Annotated in this window: 18 protein-coding genes; 16 read left to right on the forward strand and 2 right to left on the reverse strand. The window is 70.3% G+C overall.

Going from position 1 to position 20,831, the window contains the following annotated elements; all coding sequences use genetic code 11:
• The first annotated feature begins 17 nt into the window (after positions 1 to 17).
• The 7 genes from HEP73_RS01170 to HEP73_RS01200 all read left to right on the forward strand — a co-directional run bounded on the left by HEP73_RS01170 (position 18) and on the right by HEP73_RS01200 (position 7,983).
• Positions 18 to 572, forward strand: a complete 555-nt coding sequence (locus HEP73_RS01170; protein ID WP_458309668.1) for a YceI family protein — start codon at positions 18 to 20, stop codon at positions 570 to 572.
• Positions 569 to 2,566: a phospholipase D family protein gene (locus tag HEP73_RS01175; RefSeq protein ID WP_185821807.1), complete on the forward strand. Its 1,998-nt coding sequence runs from the start codon at positions 569 to 571 to the stop codon at positions 2,564 to 2,566. The genes HEP73_RS01170 and HEP73_RS01175 overlap by 4 nt, the downstream gene beginning before the upstream one ends.
• Before the next feature lie 115 nt (positions 2,567 to 2,681).
• Positions 2,682 to 3,101, forward strand: a complete 420-nt coding sequence (locus HEP73_RS01180; RefSeq protein WP_185821808.1) for a hotdog fold thioesterase — start codon at positions 2,682 to 2,684, stop codon at positions 3,099 to 3,101.
• Between the two features lie 76 nt (positions 3,102 to 3,177).
• Complete coding sequence (locus HEP73_RS01185) at positions 3,178 to 3,972, forward strand: lysophospholipid acyltransferase family protein (RefSeq protein WP_185821809.1); 795 nt, start codon at positions 3,178 to 3,180, stop codon at positions 3,970 to 3,972.
• Between the two features lie 71 nt (positions 3,973 to 4,043).
• Positions 4,044 to 5,036 (forward strand): YheT family hydrolase, encoded by a 993-nt coding sequence (locus HEP73_RS01190; RefSeq protein ID WP_185823248.1) that lies wholly within the window; start codon positions 4,044 to 4,046, stop codon positions 5,034 to 5,036.
• A gap of 240 nt (positions 5,037 to 5,276) precedes the next feature.
• Positions 5,277 to 7,349, forward strand: coding sequence for a tetratricopeptide repeat protein (locus HEP73_RS01195; protein WP_185821810.1), 2,073 nt, complete (start codon positions 5,277 to 5,279; stop codon positions 7,347 to 7,349).
• A 22-nt stretch (positions 7,350 to 7,371) separates the two neighbouring features.
• On the forward strand, positions 7,372 to 7,983 hold the full coding sequence (locus HEP73_RS01200; RefSeq protein WP_185821811.1) for a YbhB/YbcL family Raf kinase inhibitor-like protein: 612 nt from the start codon (positions 7,372 to 7,374) through the stop codon (positions 7,981 to 7,983).
• Between the two features lie 318 nt (positions 7,984 to 8,301).
• Here HEP73_RS01200 and HEP73_RS01205 read toward each other — a convergent pair whose 3' ends face one another.
• A complete protein-coding gene (locus tag HEP73_RS01205; RefSeq protein WP_185821812.1) occupies positions 8,302 to 9,093 on the reverse strand; it encodes an undecaprenyl-diphosphate phosphatase in 792 nt (263 codons plus the stop codon).
• 222 nt (positions 9,094 to 9,315) lie between these two features.
• On the opposite strand from HEP73_RS01205, the gene glnA reads away from it, so the two are divergent.
• The 7 genes from glnA (at position 9,316) to HEP73_RS01240 (ending at position 17,261) form a co-directional block, all read left to right on the forward strand.
• Positions 9,316 to 10,725: a type I glutamate--ammonia ligase gene (gene glnA / locus HEP73_RS01210; RefSeq protein WP_003480122.1), complete on the forward strand. Its 1,410-nt coding sequence runs from the start codon at positions 9,316 to 9,318 to the stop codon at positions 10,723 to 10,725.
• 327 nt (positions 10,726 to 11,052) lie between these two features.
• A complete protein-coding gene (locus HEP73_RS01215) occupies positions 11,053 to 11,391 on the forward strand; it encodes a P-II family nitrogen regulator (protein ID WP_039009092.1) in 339 nt (112 codons plus the stop codon).
• A gap of 19 nt (positions 11,392 to 11,410) precedes the next feature.
• Positions 11,411 to 12,850 (forward strand): ammonium transporter, encoded by a 1,440-nt coding sequence (gene amt, locus HEP73_RS01220; protein ID WP_185821813.1) that lies wholly within the window; start codon positions 11,411 to 11,413, stop codon positions 12,848 to 12,850.
• 339 nt (positions 12,851 to 13,189) lie between these two features.
• Positions 13,190 to 14,227 carry a two-component system sensor histidine kinase NtrB gene (locus tag HEP73_RS01225; protein WP_185821814.1) on the forward strand — a complete coding sequence of 346 codons (1,038 nt, stop codon included), beginning with the start codon at positions 13,190 to 13,192 and terminating at the stop codon, positions 14,225 to 14,227.
• A gap of 10 nt (positions 14,228 to 14,237) precedes the next feature.
• Positions 14,238 to 15,662: a nitrogen regulation protein NR(I) gene (gene ntrC, locus HEP73_RS01230; protein WP_179571145.1), complete on the forward strand. Its 1,425-nt coding sequence runs from the start codon at positions 14,238 to 14,240 to the stop codon at positions 15,660 to 15,662.
• A 288-nt stretch (positions 15,663 to 15,950) separates the two neighbouring features.
• Entirely contained in the window at positions 15,951 to 16,532 is a 582-nt protein-coding gene (locus tag HEP73_RS01235; protein ID WP_185814834.1) for a superoxide dismutase family protein, read from the forward strand.
• A 69-nt stretch (positions 16,533 to 16,601) separates the two neighbouring features.
• Entirely contained in the window at positions 16,602 to 17,261 is a 660-nt protein-coding gene (locus tag HEP73_RS01240) for a superoxide dismutase family protein (protein WP_185821815.1), read from the forward strand.
• 501 nt (positions 17,262 to 17,762) lie between these two features.
• Here HEP73_RS01240 and HEP73_RS01245 read toward each other — a convergent pair.
• Entirely contained in the window at positions 17,763 to 18,650 is an 888-nt protein-coding gene (locus tag HEP73_RS01245; protein WP_185821816.1) for a hypothetical protein, read from the reverse strand.
• A gap of 102 nt (positions 18,651 to 18,752) precedes the next feature.
• Here HEP73_RS01245 and HEP73_RS01250 point away from each other — a divergent pair, with 102 nt between their 5' ends.
• A complete protein-coding gene (locus HEP73_RS01250) occupies positions 18,753 to 20,033 on the forward strand; it encodes an acetyl-CoA C-acetyltransferase (RefSeq protein ID WP_185821817.1) in 1,281 nt (426 codons plus the stop codon).
• Between the two features lie 219 nt (positions 20,034 to 20,252).
• A complete protein-coding gene (locus HEP73_RS01255) occupies positions 20,253 to 20,822 on the forward strand; it encodes a hypothetical protein (protein ID WP_185821818.1) in 570 nt (189 codons plus the stop codon).
• Positions 20,823 to 20,831: the final 9 nt, after the last annotated feature.

A 20,831-nucleotide genomic window follows, 5' to 3' on the forward strand; every position in this document is an offset into this window, starting at 1 on the left:
GCACCGCGCTGCTGTCGCTGTGCCTGGTGCCGGGCTGGGGCCGCGCGCAGGCGCCGCCGCTGTCGCCGGGGGAGCATGCCTTCGACCCGGCCCAGTCGCGCTTCGGTTTCGAGATCCGCACCCGCTTCGGGCAGCGCATCGAGGGCTTCTTCCCGCGTTTCGAAGGCACCGTGGAGATGCTGCCCGACGGCCGCCACCAGGTCCGCCTGCGCCTGTTCACCGCCTACGTGCAGATTCCCGGCAAGCCGCGCTACACCGGCTGGATGCGCGGCGAGGATTTCTTCGACGCGGAACGCTTTCCGACCGTGTCCTTCGATTCGCAACCGTTCTCCCCGCAACTGCTGACCACCGGCGGCGCGCTGGTCGGCACGCTGAGCATCCGCGGGGTCGGCCATACCGAGACCCTGACCATGATGCCGTCGGCCTGCAGCCGTCCAGGCTATGATTGCGATGTGATCAGCCGCGGTACGGTTCTGCGTGGACGTTATGGAATGGACAAGTGGGATCTGGCCTTGAGCGATCGGGTCACCTTCGTGCTGCGCGCACGGCTGACCGGAGCGGACGCCCGGTGACGGCGTGGTTGAGGGTCCTGGTGCTGGCGGCGATGCTGCTCGGCAGCGGTTGCGCGAGCCTGTCGCAGGCCCAGCACGGCCGCGCGGTGGCGATCGCCGAGGCGGCGCGCGATGGCCGCGTCGACTGCACGCAAAGCGACCACTGCGCGCTGGCCTCGCCGCTGCGCGCGCTGGCCGGCAAGGCCTTCGCCGCATCCGGCGACGCCGCGCCGCACCACTACGCCACCATCCTGGACCACGGCGAGGAAGCGCTGGTGGCGCGGGTCAACCTGATCCGCAGCGCCAGCCGCAGCATCGACCTGCAGACCTACATCTTCGACAAGGACGACAGCGCGCGGCTGGTGATGGACGAGCTGCTGGCCGCGGCGCGGCGTGGCGTGCAGGTGCGGGTGCTGATCGACCAGCTGTCGGCGATCTCCGACCTGCAGATCCTCGGCGCGCTGGCCGGCGCCCACCAGAATTTCTCGTTGCGCATCTACAACCCCACCTTCGGCCTGGCCAAGCCCAACTACTTCCACTACGCCGCCAGCGTGGTGTGCTGCTTCCGCCGCTTCAACCAGCGCATGCACAACAAGATGCTGGTGGTGGACGACGCGGTCGGCGTGGTCGGCGGGCGCAACTACCAGGACGACTATTACGACTGGGACGCCGAGTACAACTTCCGCGACCGCGACGTGCTGGTGGCCGGCCCTGTGGCGCGCGAGATGGCGGCCAGCTTCGATGCGTACTGGGCGGCGCGGCGCAGCGTGCCGGTAGCGCGGCTCAACGACGTCGGCAAGCTGCTGCTGCGCGACGGCGTGCCGACGATGCCGCCGGCGCAGTTCCTGCGTCCGGAGCGGGTGCAGCGGGTCAGCGAGGAGGCGGCCGATCCGGCCTTCGTCGAGGACGCCTTCGTGCTGCCGGCGCTGCCGGTGAGCAACGTCAGCTACGTCGCCGATCCGCCGCAGAAGCACCGGCGCGATGCCGCATCCAAGCGGGCGCTGGCGGTGGCCGTGCCCAAGCGGGTCAGCCTGATCACCGGCGCGCAGCGCGAGATCATCCTGCAGACGCCCTACCTGGTGCTGTCGGACCCGGCGCAGGAGATCTTCCGCAACCTGCGCAAGCGGCCCACGCCGCCCAAGATCATCGTCGCCACCAACAGCCTGGCCTCCACCGACAACCCGGTGGTGTACGCGCTGTCGTACAAGTACAAGCGGCGCAACCTGCGCGAACTCGGCTTCGACATCTACGAATACAAGCCGTTCCCGCTGGACGCGCCGGTGAACTACGCCAACCTGCTGCCGTCGCCGTTGCTGCCCGATGCCGACGTGGCCGACGGTGGTGGCCGCAATCCGCTGATCGGCGGCAGCGCCGCCGGCCGTTCCAGCGCGCTCGGCAGCGGCGGCGGCAGCGGTAGCCCGGGCGGCAGCGGACGACGCGCCGACGGCAGCCAGGTCGACCGCCGCGTGCTGCGCACCGAGACGCGCCCGTCGTTCCTCAGCCGTCGGGCGGCCAACCGCCCGCTGCCGGTGACCCGCGAGGGCGCGCGCATGGGCCTGCATGCCAAGTCGCTGGTGGTGGACCGGCACATCGCGGTGATCGGCACCCACAACTTCGATCCGCGCAGCGAGAACTACAACACCGAGGGCGCGGTGATCATCGACGACCCGGCCTTCGCCCAGGCGCTGGCCGCCAGCATCCTGCGCGACATCGAGCCATCGAACTCGTGGACGGTCGCACCGCGCGCCAAGCCGCCGGTGCTGTCGGGGCTGAACTACAGCCTCGGCAAGGCATCGGAGGCGCTGCCGGTGCTGGATTTCTGGCCATGGCGCTACGCCACCAACTACGAATTCCAGCCCGGCCCCGAATGCCCGGCGCCGCTGACCCGGCGCGATCCCGGCTTCCACCGCTGCTACAGCGCGGTCGGCGACTTCCCCGAGGTCAACGTCGGCCCGAAGTGGCTGCTGGTGCGGATGCTGACGGCATTCGGTTCGGGGTTGGTGCCGATTCTTTGAGGGCCGGGATTGGGCATTGGGGATTCGGGATTGGCAAAAGCGGTAGTACTGTTTGAGGGAGAGCCGCTGGCGAATTCCCGATCCCGAATCCCTAATCCCTAATCCCGGACCCAAGATGACTTTCCGCGACCCCGTCGATCTCGATGCCCTCAACGCCGCCGCCCGCGACACCCTGATCGCGCATCTGGGCATCGTCTTCACCGAGGCCGGGCCGGACTGGCTGCGCGCGACGATGCCGGTCGATGCGCGCACGCTGCAGCCGTACGGGCTGCTGCACGGCGGCGCCTCGGTGGTGCTGGCCGAAACCCTGGGCAGCAGCGCCGGCAATCTGTGCGTCGGAGCTGACCGGATCTGCGTGGGCCTGGAGATCAACGCCAACCACCTGCGGGCGGCCCGCGCCGGCTCGGTCACCGGCACCGCGCGGCCGCTGCACGTGGGCCGCGCCACCCAGGTCTGGGAGATCCGCGTCGAGGACGCGGCCGGCAAGCCGGTGTGCGTGTCGCGGCTGACCCTGGCGGTGATCGCACGCGATTAGCGTGCACTCAGCCGTAACCGTCTTCATGCTGACACAATAAGGTGCTTCCCTCCCGGCTTCCGGTACCCTGACCAGAATGAGCGAGTTCTCCTCACCCGCCACGCGCCAACACGGCGAGGCGCTGCGCTGGGTCCGTTACGGTTACCGCATTCCGCTGCTGGCGCTGCACGTGTTGCTGTCGTTGCCGTTCCTGCTGGCGTGCATGGCGCTGTCGCCGGGCCGGGCCGGGGTCGAATCGTTCGGCGACCGCGTGGTGTGCTGGTGGTCGACCTGGCTGCTGCGCATCTTCGGCCTGCGTGTGCGCCGGGTCGGCACGCCGTTGCCCAATCCGGTGCTGTTCGTGGCCAACCACGTCAGCTGGATCGACATCGTGATGCTGCACAGCCAGCGCATGATGGGCTTCGTCGCCAAGCGCGAGATCGCCGGCTGGCCGCTGGTCGGCTGGCTGGCCACGCGCGGGCAGACCATCTTCCACCAGCGCGGCAACACCGAATCGCTGGGCGGGGTGCTGCAGGCGATGCTGGAACGGCTGCGCTCGGGGCGCTCGGTCGGCGTGTTCCCGGAAGGGCGCACCCGCGGCGGCCACGATGTCGGCCCGTTCCACGCGCGCATCTTCCAGGCCGCGGTGGAGGCCGAAGTGGCGGTGCAGCCGGTGGCGGTGCGCTACGGCGCCGGCGGCTCGGCGCAGACGGTGATCGCGTTCGGCCCGCACGAGAGCTTCTTCGCCAATTTCCTGCGCCTGCTCGGCGAACCGGGCCGGGTGGCCGAGGTGCACTTCCTGGAGCCGATCCGGCTGCAGGACGTGGAAGGGCGCCGGGGCATCGCCGAGATCGCGCGCGCACGCATCGTCGCCGCGATGGCGCAACGCTGAATCATGGAACACTGCGGTCCGGACGATTTGACCTATTGCTCCAATCGCCCGGCGCAAGCTCGCGGCCGATGATGAATGCCGCCGACTACCTCCCCCCGCGTTGGCTGCGCAACCCGCACCTGCAATCGGTGCTGGGTTCCAGCGCGCTGCGCGTGCGCCGCGGCGAACAGCTGCTGGCCGCCAGCGGCGCGACCACTACCTCGCATATCCTCGACGGCGGCGACGGCGTGCGCCTGCAGGGCTGGCTCAGCGTGCCGGCCGGCACCGCCGAGCCGCGCGGCACCGTATTGCTGCTGCACGGCTGGGAAGGCAGCGCCGACTCCAGCTACATGCGCCTGACCGCCGCACAGCTGCTGGCGCGCGGCTACCAGGTGTTCCGGCTCAACTTCCGCGACCACGGCGGTACCCACCACCTCAACGTGGACCTGTTCCACTCCGATCGCCTGGACGAAGTGGTCAACGCCGCCGGCGACCTGTGGCGGCGTTTCCCGGCGCCGACGTTGCTGGCCGCCGGCTATTCGCTGGGCGGCAATTTCGCGTTGCGCCTGGCGCTGCGCGCGCCGGCTGCCGGCCTGCCGCTGCAGCACGTGGCCGCGGTGTGCCCGCTGCTGGATCCGGCCACGACCATGCAACGGATCGAGCAAGGCCCGCAGTTCTACGACTGGTATTTCCGCCGCAAGTGGCGCGAGTCGCTGCTGCGCAAGCGCGAGCTGTTCCCCGAGCGGCACGGCTACGACGACGCCACCCTGGCGCTGGACATGCGCGAGCTGATGGGCTGGCTGGCGCAGCGCCACGCCGGCTTCGCCAGTCTGGACGCGTACTTCGAAAGCTATTCGATCGCCGGCGAGCGCCTGCGCAACCTGAGCGTGCCGGCCGACATCCTGATGGCCGAGGACGACCCGGTTATCCCGCTGGACGATTTCCGCAACCTGCGCCTGCCGGCGCTGGCGCGGCTGGAAATCGCGCGCTGGGGCGGGCACTGCGGCTTCATCGAGAATGCGCGCGGCGACGGTTTCGCCGAGCGCTGGGTGGCCGAACGCCTGACCGACGGGCTGCCCGCCTGAGCCAGGGCATGGCGCCAGTTCCAGGGCAGGCGACAGGCGTGGCCCTGCCGGTTGCGCCTGGCAAGCGACCAGTCGGCACCGCGTAGCTTGACCCGACCGCCGTCGCGCGACGCAGCACCAATCGACGGCTCGCCAGCCCGACGCAGCCTGCCCGCGAATTGATGACACACCTGCCGCGCCAAGGCGCAGGCAGGCCGGGCGCTCCCGTTACAATGCCGGTTTGCCCAGAGCCGGACCCTCATGCAAGAGCAAATTCTCGACGCCCTGCGCCGCCAGGCCAACGCCGACGCGCTGCGCATCGCCCAGGCCTGGGTGGCCGACGCCGCCGCCGACGCGCAGGCGCACCGTTGGCTGGCGCTGGCGCAACAGCAGAACGGCGACACCGCCGCCGCGCTGGTCAGCATCGACCAGGCCATCGCGCTGGCGCCGGAAGACGCCGGCCTGCACATGCTGCGCGCCGGCATGCTGCTCAGCGCCAACGACCTGGCCCAGGCCGAGGACGCGCTGGCACGCACCGCCGCGCTGGATCCCAACCAGTTCCTGGCCTACGTGATGCGCGCCCATCTGGCGCTGGGTCGCGGCGATCTGGACGAAGTGGAGCGGCTCAGCCGCACCGCCGCGCGGCTGGATCCGGACCATCCGCAATTGCTGGGCCTGGACGGCATGCTGGCGCTGCGCCGCGGCGATGCCGATCGCGCGCTGGCGCTGCTGTCGCGCGCCAGTAAGGCGCTGCCCGACGATCCGCGCTTGCTGTACGCGCTCGGGTTCGCCTACCTGGACAAGCAGCACCTGGCGTTCGCCGAGACCGCGTTCCGCCGCGTCGCCACGCTGACCCGCGGCACCAGCGCGCTGATGGCGCTGGTCGCGCAGCTGGCGCACCGCCAGGGCCGCCTCGACGACGCCATCGCCGCGCTGGACGCGGTGCTGGCCGATCCGGTCAGCGATACCGCCGGCATGCGCCGGCTGGCGGGCGAATACGCCTTGCAGGCTGGGCGTCCGGCCGATGCGCTGGAGCACCTGCGGCGCGCGCTGGGCGCCGCCCCGGCCGACCGCCGCACCCTGCATGCGGCGCTGATCGCCTGGCAGCGGCTGGGCGCGGTCGAGGATGCCCGCGCCACCCTGGAAGCGGCGCTGGCCACCACCACCGACGCGCACGACCTGTGGCTGGCGCGGCTGGCGCTGGAGCCGGTCGGCGGCGCCGAGGCGCGCGCGCTGATCGCGCGCTGGCAGGCGGCGATGCCGGGCCATTTGCCGGCGCTGGAAGCGCAGCTGCGGGTGCACGACATGGCCGGCGAACGCGACCAGGGCGAGGCCGTGGCGCAGCGCATCGTGGCGCTTGAGCCGGGCCGCATCAGCGGCGAGGAGCGCCTGGTCGAGGCGCTGCTGGAGCGCGGCGAGCACGACGAGGCCATCGCCCACGTGCGTGGCCTGATGCAGCGCATGCCCGAGAACGAGCAGACCACGCTGCGGCCGTGGCTGGCGGCGGTGCAGGACCGCGCCGGCCATTCGACCGAGGCGCTGGCGACGTGGCTGGCGTTCCAGCAGGAACAGCTGCCGCACCGCCTGCCGCTGCCGCCGCTGGGCCAGGCCACGGCGACGTGGCCGGCGCTGGCCGAGATCGATCCGCAACAGCCTGCGCGGCCGCTGTTCGTATGGGGTGCGCCGGGTAGTGGCGTGGAGCGGGTGATCGCGGTGATGGACGCGACCAGCCAGGTGCTGCGCAGCGACCGCTTCGGCGTGCAGCCGCCCACCGACGGCTTCCAGCGCTACCGCACCGTCCCCGAACTCGATAGCGGCGAACTCGACGGCGCGGCGCTGATCGCCGAGTGGCGCGCGCAGCTGCCGGCGCGCGGCATCGACGACGGCAACATCGTCGACTGGTTGCTGTGGTGGGACAACGCGCTGCTGCGCGCGCTGCGCCCGCAGCTGCCGGAAGGACGGCTGCTGATCGCGCTGCGCGACCCGCGCGACATGCTGCTGGACTGGCTGGCCAACGGCGCCCCGGCACCGCTCGGCCTGGCCACCCCGGAGACCGGCGCGCACTGGCTGGCGGCGGTGCTGGCGCAGGTCGCCGACTTGCACGAGCAGGACCTGTATCCGCACCGCCTGCTGCGCCTGGACGGCATCGAGGCCGATCCGGCCGGCGTCGCCGCGGCGCTGGAACAGGCCTTCGGCATTCCGTTCCCGAGCGTGCCCACGATCGGTCCGCCGCGCCTGCCGTCCGGCCACTGGCGCGCCTATGCCGCGCCGCTGGCGGCCGCGTTCGCGCCGCTCACGCCGGTGGCCGTGCGCCTTGGCTACGCCGAAACCTGATTCCCCCCACAGGAGTTTTCGCATGCGCCTTCGCAGTGACAGCATCCAGCCCGGCCAGCCGATCGCCGCGACCTACGCGATGGGCCAGGCCGACGGCTTCGCCGCCAACCGCAATCCGCACCTGGCCTGGGACGACGTCCCGGCCGGCACCGCGGCCTTCGCGCTGCTGTGCCTCGATCCGGACGTACCGACCGTGGCCGAGATGGTCGGCCGCGATGACGTGCAGATCCCGGTCGAGCAACCACGCACCAATTTCGTGCATTGGGCTGCCGTTGATCTTCCGGCCGATCTGCGCGAGATCGCCGAGGGCAGTGCCAGCGACGGGGTCGTGGCCAAGGGCAAGCGGCAACCGCCCGGTTTGCCTGGCGCGCGGCAGGGCTTGAACAGCTATACCGAGTGGTTTGCCGGCGATGCGCAGATGGGTGGCGACTACTACGGCTACGACGGCCCGTACCCGCCGGCCAACGACCTGCGCGTGCACCGCTACTTTTTCCGCCTGTTCGCGCTGGACGTGGCCACGCTGGACCTGCCGGCACGCTTCACCGCCGCCGATGTACTGCGCGCGATGCAAGGTCATGTGCTGGCCGAGGCCAGCCTGTACGGCACGTACAGCCTGAATCCCAAGCTCGCCTGAAGCCCCTCTCCCGTCGGGAGAGGTGAGTCGCCGCGTAGCCCCTCTCCCGCCGGGAGAGGGGTTGGGGTGAGGGTACGGCGCGAAGCGACTCGCGGAGTTTGGGTGCGCGAGGCTACGCCCGTACCCTCATCCGCCCCTGCGGGGCACCTTCTCCCGAGGGGAGAAGGAACAGCCGCTTAGCCCCTCTCCCCTCGGGAGAGGGGTTGGGGTGAGGGTACGGCGCGAAGCGCCTCGCGGAGTTTGGGTGCACGAGGCTTCGCCCGTACCCTCATCCGGCCCTGCGGGCCACCTTCTCCCGATGGGAGAAGGGAACAGCCCTCAAGCCCCAGGCAACCACAGCAACAACGCCGCACCCAGCACGATGCGATACACCGCGAACGCGGTGAAGCGGTGCGACTTGATGTAGCCCAGCAGCCACTTCACCACGATGAAGCCGGTCACCACCGCGGCGGCGAAGGCGATGGCCACGTCGCCCCAGTCCTCGCTGCCCACCGCGCCGTTCTTGTAAAGCTCCAGGAACGAGTAGCCGCTTGCCGCGAACATGGTCGGGATGCCGACCAGGAACGCGAAATCGGCCGCGGCCGAGCGCTTGCTCAGGCCCAGCAGCATCGCCAGGAAGATCGTCGCGGCCGAGCGCGAGGTGCCGGGGAACACGCCGGCCACCACCTGCGCCAGGCCCACCGCGATGGCCACCTTCCAGGTCACCAGCTCGCGCTCGGGCATGCGCGCGGCGAAATGCTCGGCCACCAGCATCCACACGCCGCCGATCACCAGCGCCCAGGCCACCGGTTGCACCGATTCCGGCAGCTGCCAGCCGGCCTTGCGCACCGCCAGGCCGACCACCGCGGTGACCAGGAACGCGGCGCCCAGCTTGAGCACGTAATCGCGGTTGGCGCGGTCGCCCAGCCCGGTGGCCAGCGTCCATAGCTTCTGCCGGAACACCAGGGTGGTGGCCAGGATCGCGCCGGCCTGGATCACGATGTTGAAGAAGTCCGAACGGCGGCCGAGCCATTGCTCGGCGATCAACAGGTGACCGGTGCTGGAGACCGGCAGGAATTCGGTCAGGCCTTCGAGAATGCCCAGCAGCAGGGCGGAGAACATGTCGCTCATGGGGGAGGGTTCGGCTCGTGGGGGAGGAAAAGCCGGGCAAGGATAAAACATTGCCTCGAGCACCATTTTGGTGCTCCAAATCGCTGCCGAACTATTTTGGTGCGTTGATTTCGCCCCGTTGGCGTGCTCCCTTCACCAAAATCAAGGACTTGTGAACCGGTCACAGTTGGCACGGCGATTGCTGTTACTGGGCAAGCCATTCACCAACCCGAGGTTTCATCGATGTCTGCGGAAAATATTGAGAAGCTGGTCAAGGACAACAAGGTCGAGTTCGTCGACCTGCGGTTCGTCGATATGCGCGGCGTGCAGCAGCACGTGACCTTCCCCGTGAGCATCATCGAGCCGGCGCTGTTCGAAGAAGGCAAGATGTTCGACGGCAGCTCGATCTCGGGTTGGAAGGGCATCAACGAGTCGGACATGGTCCTGCTGCCCGATGCCGACACCGCGTTCATCGACCCGTTCATGGCCGATCCGACCCTGGTCCTGACCTGCGACATCCTCGACCCGGCCACCATGCAGAGCTACGACCGCGACCCGCGTGGCGTGGCCAAGCGCGCCGAGGCCTACCTGAAGTCCAGCGGCATCGCCGACCAGGCGTTCTTCGGCCCGGAGCCGGAATTCTTCATCTTCGACGGCGTGCGCTTCGGCAACGAGATGGGCCACACCTTCTTCAAGATCGATTCGGAAGAAGCGGCCTGGAGCAGCGGCAGCAAGATCGAAGGCGGCAACAGCGGCTACCGTCCGGCGGTCAAGGGCGGCTACTTCCCGGTGCCGCCGACTGACTCGCTGCAGGACCTGCGCGCGGAAATGTGCAAGACCCTGGAGCAGGTCGGCATCGAAGTCGAAGTGCACCACCACGAAGTGGCCACCGCTGGCCAGTGCGAGATCGGCACCAAGTTCAACTCGCTGGTGAAGAAGGCCGACGAACTGATGATGATGAAGTACATCATCAAGAACGTCGCCTACCGCAACGGCAAGACCGCGACCTTCATGCCCAAGCCGATCGTCGGCGACAACGGCTCGGGCATGCACGTGCACCAGTCGCTGGCCAAGGGCGGCACCAACCTGTTCTCCGGCGACGGCTACGGCGGCCTGTCGCAGATGGCGCTGTGGTACATCGGCGGCATCTTCAAGCACGCCAAGGCGATCAACGCCTTCACCAACTCCGGCACCAACAGCTACAAGCGCCTGGTCCCGGGCTTCGAGGCGCCGGTGATGCTGGCCTACTCGGCGCGCAACCGCTCGGCCTCGTGCCGCATTCCGTGGGTGTCCAACCCGAAGGCGCGCCGCATCGAGATCCGTTTCCCGGATCCGCTGCAGTCCGGCTACCTGACCTTCGCCGCGCTGATGATGGCCGGCCTGGACGGCATCAAGAACCAGATCGACCCGGGCGCGCCCAGCGACAAGGATCTGTACGACCTGCCGCCGGAAGAAGAGAAGAAGATCCCGCAGGTGTGCTCCAGCCTCGACCAGGCGCTGGAAGCGCTCGACGCCGACCGCGAGTTCCTCAAGGCCGGCGGCGTGTTCAGCGACGACTTCATCGACGGCTACATCGCGCTGAAGATGCAGGAAGTGACCAAGTTCCGCGCCGCAACGCACCCGCTGGAATACCAGCTGTACTACGCCAACTGAGTTCCACGCGCGGCGATGGCGAAGGTTACCCCTCCCTCCTTCGTCATCGCCGCCACCTACTCGGCTGGGGAGCCGTGTCGGTGGTCCGCGCCCGAATCAGTCGCAACAGCCGGTTTTCCAGGGGATGCACCACGAAAGACAGCGCTTGCGTGCCGTGGGCCACGCTCCCTCCCACGTCGCCGTTGCCGTCGCACTCCGGTGCGCCGCGCCACGGCGTGATCCGCGGGACGCACCGCGCAGCAGGACGGCGCCGTTCGCGGCGCCGATGACATGCAAACCGCCGGCCGGCGTTCGCCGGCCGGCTCCTTCCACCAACGGGGTATGCGCATGAAACTGATCACCGCCATCATCCGGCCATTCAAGCTCGACGAGGTCCGCGAGGCCTTGTCGCAGGCAGGCGTGTCCGGCATCACCGTCACCGAGGTCAAGGGCTTCGGCCGGCAGAAAGGCCACACCGAGCTGTATCGCGGCGCCGAGTACGTGGTCGACTTCCTGCCCAAGATCAAGATCGAGACCGTGGTGACCGACGAGCGCCTGGAAGCCGTGGTCGAGGCGATCCAGACCGCGGCCGGGACCGGCAAGATCGGCGACGGCAAGATCTTCGTCACCGCGATCGAACAGGTCATCCGGATCCGCACCGGCGAGATCGGCGCAGATGCGCTCTAACCCCACCCTGGAGCCCCTCATGAAGACAGGTCTTTTCTCCGGGTGGAAGGCCCGGTTCTACGCGGTATGCATGCTGATGCTGGTCAGCGCGATGGCGGTGGGCGTGCCGGGCACGGCCTTCGCCCAGGCCGAAGTGACCCCGGCGCCGACGCCGGACGTGGTTACCGAACAACTGACGCCGCCGGCGCCGCCGGCCGCGGCCGCCGCGCCCGAAGCCGCCGCACCGGTGGTGGACAAGGGCGACGTCGCCTGGATGCTGACCTCCACGCTGCTGGTGCTGCTGATGGTGGTGCCGGGCCTGGCGCTGTTCTACGGCGGCATGGTGCGCTCCAAGAACGTGCTGTCGGTGCTGATCCAGGTCGGCGTGGTGTTCTCGCTGATCGCGATCCTGTGGGTGCTGTACGGCTACAGCCTGGCCTTCGCCGATGGCGGCCCGTTCGTCGGCACGCTCAACAAGGCGCTGCTGCACGGCGTGGATACCACCACGCTGGCCGATACCTTCTCCAAGGGCTTCAAGCTGCCGGAGTACGTGTTCGTCGCCTTCCAGCTGACCTTCGCCGGCATCACCGGCGCGCTGATCGTCGGCGCCTTCGCCGAGCGCGTGAAGTTCGCCGCGGTGCTGTTGTTCATCGTCATCTGGTTCACCTTCGGCTACCTGCCGCTGGCGCACATGGTGTGGGCGGCCCCGGGCTTCCTGTTCACCAAGGGCGCGCTGGACTTCGCCGGCGGCACCGTGGTGCACATCAACGCCGGTGTCGCCGGCCTGGTCGGTTCCTACTTCGTCGGCAAGCGCCTTGGCTTCGGCCAGACCGCGCTCAAGCCGCACAACGTGACCCTGACCTTCGTCGGTGCCTCGCTGTTGTGGGTGGGCTGGTTCGGCTTCAACGCCGGCTCGGCGCTGGAAGCCAACGCCACTGCCGCGCTGGCTTTCCTCAACACGCTGCTGGCCACCGCCGCCGCGGTGCTGGCCTGGTCGCTGGTCGAGAAGCTGGTCAAGGGCAAGTCCTCGGCGCTGGGCGTGGCCTCGGGCATGGTCGCCGGCCTGGTCGGCATCACCCCGGCCGCCGGTACCGTCGGCCCGTTCGGCGCGATCGTCATCGGCCTGGCCGCCGGCGCGATCTGCGTGTGGGGCGTGACCGGGCTGAAGAAGCTGCTCAACGCCGACGACACCCTTGACGTGTTCGGCGTGCACGGCGTCGGCGGCATCGTCGGCGCGATCCTGACCGGCGTGTTCACCGACAAGGCGCTGGGCGGTGCCGGCTACGCCGAAGGCGTGACCATGGGCCACCAGCTGCTGGTGCAGGCCACCGGCGTCGGCGTGACCGTGGTCTGGATCGGCGTGGTCTCGGTGGTCGGCTTCCTGGTCGCCAAGCTGGTGTTCGGCCTGCGGGTGTCGGAAGAAGCCGAGCGCGAGGGCCTGGACATCACCTCGCATGGCGAAGCCGCGTACGAGTCCTGAGCAAGACCGGCCCGCGACCATGCGTCGCGGGCCGCTGCGGCAATCCGCCTGCGGCCGGTATGCGCCGGTCCTGGCGGTCAGAGGCCATCGCCGGCGCTCCATGGGGCGGAACGACGGCAGTTTTCTTAGCGATCTGAGGTATTCCCGCGTGGCCGCTAGCCTCGCCCGACCCCCAATTCTTTTCTTCTCCGTTGCCCGCGGCGCCTCGTGCCCGCCGGCCGCGGTGGCTGCGACAGGCTGCGCCTCGGCGCCGGCCCACGTTGCCGGCAGGTTCCGGCAAATGGCCCGCCCGGCCGGGCGTTCAGCGCCTTCCGGCAGCCTTTGCACTACATTGGTGCAATGCTGATGTCCTCGCCTCCACCCCCGCTCGACGCGCTCGGCACTCCGGTGGTCTGGGCCGATGCCGACGGCCGCCTGCTCGGTGCCAATCCGGCCTTCGCGCGCTGGCTGGGCGTGAGCGTGCGGCGCCTGCTCGACCAGCCGCTGGCCTCGCTGGAAGTGCAGGGCGACGCGCTGGCGCGGTTCCTGCTCAACGACGAGCGCGACGTGCTGCGCCTGCACCGCATGGCGCTGGCCATTCCCGGCGAGGCCCCGCGCTTCGCCGAGGGCTGGCTGTCGCGGATGGACGATGGCGGCTGGCTGCTGGAAGCGCACCCGGTCGACGAATTCCCCACCCCGGATCCGGCGCAGGCGTTGCCCAACGCGCTGGGCGCGGCGCTGAAGGGCCTGGCTCACGAACTGCGCAACCCGCTGGCCGGGCTCAAGGGCGCCGCGCAGCTGCTGGCGCGGCGCGCGCAGCACCGCGACGAGGACGAGCGCGAGCTGATCGAGCTGATCGGCGCGGAGATCGAGCGCCTCAACAGCCTGCTCGACCAGTTGCTGTCGCCGGCGCCGGCGCGGCCGCACGCCATGCTCAACATCCACGCGGTGCTGGAACGGGTGCTGCGCCTGGCCGAGAACGAGGGTGGCTGGTCGGTGCGCCTGCAGCGCGACTACGACCCCAGCATTCCCGAATTCCTCGGCGATGCCGACCGCCTGACCCAGGCGGTGTGGAACCTGGTCCGCAACGCGATCCAGGCCGGCGCCGCGCAGGTGACCCTGCGCACCCGCGTCGAGCACGCCCAGCGCATCCGCGACCGCGTGCACGCGCGCGGCGTGCGCCTGGAGATCGTCGACGACGGCCGCGGCGTGCCGGAAGAGCTGGCCGAGCACCTGTTCCTGCCGCTGGTCAGTGGCCGCGCCGAAGGCAGCGGCCTGGGCCTGGCGCTGGCGCAGCAGGTGGCGCGCGAGCACGCCGGTTCGCTGACCTTCCGCTCCCGCCCCGGGCATACCGTTTTCACCCTGCTGCTGCCGCAGGCCGCAGCGGACCCCGAATAGGAGCATTCCGATGACCGAATCCCTGGAAGGATCGCAACGCATCTGGGTGGTCGACGACGACCGCTCGGTCCGCTTCGTGCTGTCCACCGCCTTGCGCGATGCCGGCTACAGCGTGGACGGTTTCGACAGCGCGGCCTCGGCGCTGCAGGCGCTGGCGCAGCGCCCGCTGCCGGACCTGCTGTTCACCGACGTGCGCATGCCCGGCGACGACGGCCTGGTGCTGCTGGACAAACTCAAGGCCGCGCATCCGCAACTGCCGGTGATCGTGATGTCCGCCTACACCGACGTGGCCAGCACCGCCGGCGCGTTCCGCGGCGGCGCGCACGAATTCCTGTCCAAGCCGTTCGACCTGGACGACGCGGTGGCGTTGGCCGCGCGCGCGCTGCCGGAGGCCGGCGGCGTCGCCGAGGTCGCGCTGCCGGTGTCCAGCCAGGGCAGCGCCGAACTGATTGGCGACACCCCGGCGATGCGCGCGCTGTTCCGCGCCATCGGCCGCCTGGCGCAGGCGCCGCTGTCGGTGCTGATCAACGGCGAAACCGGCACCGGCAAGGAACTGGTCGCGCACGCGCTGCACACCGAGTCGCCGCGCGCGCGCAAGCCGTTCGTGGCGCTCAACACCGCGGCGATCCCGGCCGAACTGCTGGAAAGCGAACTGTTCGGCCACGAGGCCGGCGCCTTCACCGGCGCGCAGCGGCGCCACATCGGCCGCTTCGAACAGGCCGACGGCGGCACCCTGTTCCTCGACGAGATCGGCGACATGCCGCTGCCGCTGCAGACCCGGCTGCTGCGCGTGCTGGCCGAAAACGAATTCTTCCGCGTCGGCGGCCGCGAACTGATCCGGGTCGACGTGCGGGTGATCGCCGCCACCCACCAGGACCTGGAGGCGCTGGTGGAACAGGGCCGCTTCCGCGCCGACCTGCTGCATCGGCTGGACGTGGTGCGGCTGCAGCTGCCGCCGCTGCGCGAACGCCGCGCCGACGTGCCGCAGTTGGCCGAGAACTTCCTGGCGATGGCCGCGCGCAAGCTCGACACCCCGCCCAAGCGGCTGTCGCCGGCGGCGCTGGACGCGTTGCGCGGCTACGCCTGGCCGGGCAACGTGCGCGAACTGGAGAACGTGTGCTGGCGGCTGGCCGCGCTGGCGCCGGCCGAGGTCATCGACGCGCACGACGTGGACGGCGCGCTGCTGCGCGGCAGCCGCCGCGAGCGCAGCGGCGAGGGCGGCGAATGGGACGCGCAGCTGTCGGCCTGGGCGCAGCAGCGCCTGACCGACGGCGCCGAGGGCCTGCACGCGGAAGCGCGCGACCGCTTCGACAAGGCGCTGCTGGAAGTGGCGCTGCGCTTCACCCAGGGCCGCCGTGCCGAAGCCGCCGCGCGCCTGGGCGTGGGCCGCAACACGGTGACCCGCAAGCTGGGCCCGGGCCGGCGCCGCCGTTGAGTGGCGCCGGGACTCGGGACTCGGGACCGGGGACCCGGAAAGCAATGGGCCTTGTCTGATTTCTCCGCAGGCTTCGTAAGCAACCGCTGCGACGCTCTGCCGATTCCCGATTCCCGATTCCCGATTCCCGAATCCCGAATCCCGAATCCCGAATCCCGAATCCCGAATCCCGAATCCCGAATCCCGAACCGGCGCGCAGCGCCGGTTTAGACTTGCGCGGCCGACGCCGCCTTCATGAGCTGTGAACGGCCATCCCTCTAGTTTTCGCTGCACAAGGAGTCAATGCCGATGCGTTACAGCCTGTATGCCGTCGTGGGAAGCGCGTTGCTGATACTGGCCGGCTGCAGCAGTGCGCCGCCGGTAGCGCCACCGCCGCCGCCGCCGAAAGCGCCGCCGATGCCCACCAGCGGCACCGCGCAGCAGGCGCAGGCGGTGCTCGCCCCGGCCTCCGGCAGCCTGGTCAGCGGCAAGCTGTCGCTGGTCGCCGCGCCCGGCGGCGTGCGCATCACCGGCACCCTCGGCGGTCTGCAGCCCAGCCGCGCGTTCGCGTTCCACGTGCACGAGCGCGGCGATTGCAGCGCGGCCGACGCCAGCAGCGCCGGCGGCCACTTCAATCCGCTCGGCGGTCCGCACGGCCGCGCCGGCAGCGGTCCGCACCACGCCGGCGACATGGACAACCTCAGCGCCAACGCCGACGGCGTCGCCCAGGTCGATGTGCTGCTGCACGGCGTGGTGCTCGGCGGCGGCGCGGCCAACGACATCGCCGGGCGCGCGCTGGTCGCGCATGCCGATGCCGACGACTACCGCAGCCAGCCGGCCGGCAACGCCGGCGCGCGCGTTGCCTGCGGCGTGATCCGCGTGCTGCGCTAACCGATCATCCGCCCGGGGCTTGCTCCGCGGCGAACGTCCGCATTCCGCGGCCCCTCAAGGAGAACCACCATGCGTACGCTTCCCACCGTCCTGTTCCTGGCCACGACCCTAGCGCTCGGCGCCTGCAAGCGCGAAGAGCCGGCCGCTGCCGACGCGCCCGCTGCGGCCGCGACGCCCGCCACCCCGGCACCGGCCGCAGAACCGGCGCCCGCCGCCACGCCCGCCCAGGCCGCCGCCAGCGCCGCGCTGAGCCCGACCCAGGGCAACCAGGTCGCCGGCGAGGTCAAGTTCGACACGGTCGATGGCGTCGTGCACGTCACCGGCACCATCACCGGGCTCAAGCCCAACAGCGAGCACGGCTTCCACATCCACGAGTTCGGCGATTGCAGCGCGCCCGACGGCAGCAGCGCCGGCGGCCACTTCAACCCGGCCAAGTCCGAACACGGCCAGGTCAGCGCCGACCCGCACCACGGCGGCGACATGCCGAACCTGAAGGCCGACGCCGACGGCAAGGCCACGATCGACGCGCCGGTGTCCAACAACGTCAACATCGGCAAGGGCGACGGCTTCGACATCCTCAACCACGCGGTGATCGTCCACGCCGACGCGGACGACTACAAGACTCAGCCCACCGGCAATGCCGGCGGCCGCCTGGCCTGCGGCGTGATCAAGGGCAACGCCAACGCCGCCGCCCCGGCGGGCGCAGCGGCGGCGCCTTCCGCGCAGTAAGCGGCAGGTCGCCGTAGGCAGATGCAAGCGCGCCGCCGGTGGCTTCGGGCCATCGGCGGCGACGGGTTTCGAAGTCGGCAAATCCGCCGACTTCGGAGCGCCGTTCGAGCTTGAAACCGCCGCTGCGACGACGGTGCAAGCCGCCAGGCTCTGCCTGTGCAGAAGATGCATCCGCGTGTGTAGGAGCGGCTTCAGCCGCGACGAGCGGAGTCGGGAAGTTGGCCGGCTTCGGTGCCTATCTGGGTCGATGGCACAAGGCGGGATCTGCCGGGAGGCTGCCGGCTTCGGCACAGGTCGGGTTGAAATCCCATCGACAGAGCGCTCAGCGCCCAGCCGCAACTCCTGTGGGAGCGACTTCAGTCGCGACGCACGAAGCGCTAGACGCAGACGGTGTTGGACAGCACTGGCACCGAAGCGCTAATCGCAGGACCACACGGCCAGATCGCTGCAAGTTCGCTTGCTCGCCCCGTCACCCGAGCCACCTCCGCGATCAAACGCGCTTCACGCCGCCAGCAACGCCTGCTTCGCGTCCTCGCCGGCCTCGCAATGCACGTACAGCACCGGCATGCCGTGCGCTTCCAGCACCGCGGCCAGTTGCCGCTGCCGGGCCAGGTAGTGTTCGTAGACCCGCTGCAGGCGCTCGCAGTCCTGGCGGTCGTGGGCGTAGTGCGCGCACCAGCTGGCCGGGTCGAACAAGGCCATGCGCACTTCGCCGCCGCGGTAGCGCAGCAGCGGTTCGGGCGGGCTGGCCAGCCATTCCTCCTGGTCCGGCGCCAGCAGCGCGGTCTCGATCAGCGGCCACAGCGGCGCCAGGCCCTGGTTGTCGTACTGCATCGACATCATCGCGGCCAGGTCGTTGACCGTCAGATAGCGCGCGTGTTCGATCTGCGCGCCGAACGCCTGCTGCGCCAGCAGCGCGGTGTCCGGCTGCGCCATGCCCTGCGCCAGCAACACGTCTTCCAGCGCCTCGGCGACCGGTTGCAGCGTCTCGGCCGGACCGCTGAGCAGGAACGGCACCACCCGCAGCGCGCCGCCGAGCAGGGCGGTGTCGGCCTGGAACGGCAGCGGCACGGCGCCGTCGGCATCGGCGCCGAACGCCAGCAGGCGCGGGCCGGCGTCGCGGCCGGGCGCGCGCGCGCGCAGCTCGTCCAGGCGCCGGTGCATCGGCCAGCCCGGGCGCAGCGCCTCGGCGGGGTCGAAATGCGCGCCGGCCAGGCTCAATTCCAGTTCGCGCACCGCCGGCACCAGTTGCGCCAGGTCGCGGCCGACCTTCTCGGCCAGCTCCGCGGCCAGGGCGTGCGGCAGCGCCGCGTGGGCCGGGGCGAGTCCGGCGGACAGTTCCAGGGCGATCACGCCGCGGGCATTCATGCTGGCAATGGCTTGGCTCATGGCTTGGCGGTTGGCCCGTCGCGGGCGCAAAGCTACACTCGCTTCATTATGCCTGCGCTAACGTGCAGGTCATGTCCCCGACCCCTCGCGCGAGGTAATCCCATGCCAGTAGCCCGTCCCGTCGCCATTCTCGGCGGCGTCCGTATTCCGTTTTGCCGGCAGAACACGGCGTATGCGGATGTCGGGAACCTCGGCATGTCGGTGCGCACGCTGGGCGCGCTGGTCGAGCGCTACGGACTGCACGGCCAGCAGCTGGGCGAGGTGGCGATGGGGGCGGTGATCAAGCACTCCAGCGACTGGAACCTGGGCCGCGAGGCGGCGCTGTCGTCCGGCCTGTCGCCGCTGACGCCGGGCATCACCCTGCAGCGCGCCTGCGGCACCAGCCTGGACAGCATCATCACCGTGGCCAACAAGATCGCGCTGGGGCAGATCGAGTCGGGCATCGGCGGCGGTTCGGACACCACCTCGGAAGTGCCGATCGTGTACGGCAAGAAGCTGCGCGCGCGGCTGCTGGCCGCCAACCGCGCCAAGACCACCGGCGACAAGATCCGCGCGCTGATCCGCAGCTTCAAGTTCGCCGAACTCAAGCCGGAGTTTCCCGGCGTGGCCGAGCCGCGCACCGGCAAGAGCATGGGCGACCACTGCGAGGACATGGCCAAGCAGTGGAACATCGCGCGCGACTCGCAGGACGCCTGGGCGGTGTCCTCGCACCACAAGCTGGCCGCAGCCTACGAGCGCGGCTTCTTCGCCGACCTGATCGCGCCGTTCCGCGGCGTGGAGCGCGACAACATCCTGCGCGCCGACACCTCGCTGGAGAAGCTCGCCACGCTGAAGCCGGCGTTCGACAAGGTCAGCGGCCGCGGCACCCTGACCGCGGCCAACTCCACCCCGCTGACCGACGGCGCGGCCGCTGTGCTGCTGGCCTCGGAGGAATGGGCGCAGGCGCACGGCCATGTGCCGATGGCGTATCTGCGCGATGCGCAGGTCGCGGCGGTGGACTTCGTGCACGGCGAAGGCCTGCTGATGGCGCCGACCATCGCCGTGCCGGACATGCTCAAGCGGCATAACCTGAGCCTGCAGGACTTCGATATCTACGAAATCCACGAGGCCTTCGCCGCGCAGGTGCTGTGCACGCTGCGCGCCTGGGAGAGCGAGGACTACTGCCGCACCCGGCTCGGCCTGGACGCGCCGCTGGGGCAGATCGATCCGGCCAAGATCAATCCGCTGGGGTCCTCGCTGGCCACCGGCCACCCGTTCGCCGCGACCGGCGCGCGCATCGTCGCCACGGTGGCCAAGCAACTGGTCGAACGCGGCGGCGGGCGTGCGCTGATCTCGATCTGCACCGCCGGCGGCATGGGCGTGGTGGCGATCGTCGAGCGCTGAGCCGCGGCGTGCGGTCCGCGCGCCTGGGTGCGTCGGACCGCGAAGGCGTGCAGGGGATGGCCGCCCGAGAGGCGGAGCGTGGCTCGACGCGGCCACGCCGACACCATCGTCGTACGCGTCTTCCTGCCATCGCCCGCCAGCAGCGCTTGCCGCTGCGCTACCATGCGCGCCGATCCGCCTGCACGACGCAGGCCGAACGGCGCGCAGGGGGCGCATGCCATGAACCAGCAGGACAGCTTCAATCCGTATCAGGCGCCCGACGCCGCCATCCAGACCACCACCATGCCGCCGCTGCCGGGCGAGACGCTGTGGCGCGATGGCGACGACTTGCTGTGCCTGCGCGATACGCCGTTCCCGGCGCATTGCGTCAAGTGCGGAGTGGCGTTGCGCAACGACGAACTGAAGAAGCGCACGTTCTACTGGCATGCGCCGGGCTGGTACGTGCTGATCCTGGTGAGCGTGGTGATCTACGCGATCGCGGCGATGATCGCGCGCAAGCGCAGCATCCATGTGCTCGGCATGTGCGCCGAGCATCGGCGCCGACGCAACCGCTTCGTGCTGCTCACGGCGGCGGCGTTCGTGGCCGGGCCGCTGCTGGGGTTCGCCGTCGGCAATGAGGCCGGGATTTGGCTGGGCCTGGGACTGTTCCTGGCCATGCTGGTCGCCGGCCTGCTCGGCGCGCGCATCCTGGTGCCGCGCCGCATGGACGAACGCTATGCGCGCTACAAGGGCGTGGCGCCCGCATTCCTGGCGCGCCTGCCGGCGCTGCCGGCCGCGTTGCGGCGCTGAGCCGGTCGA

This window comes from Xanthomonas sp. GW, assembly GCF_014236815.1.
GTDB lineage: Bacteria > Pseudomonadota > Gammaproteobacteria > Xanthomonadales > Xanthomonadaceae > Xanthomonas_A.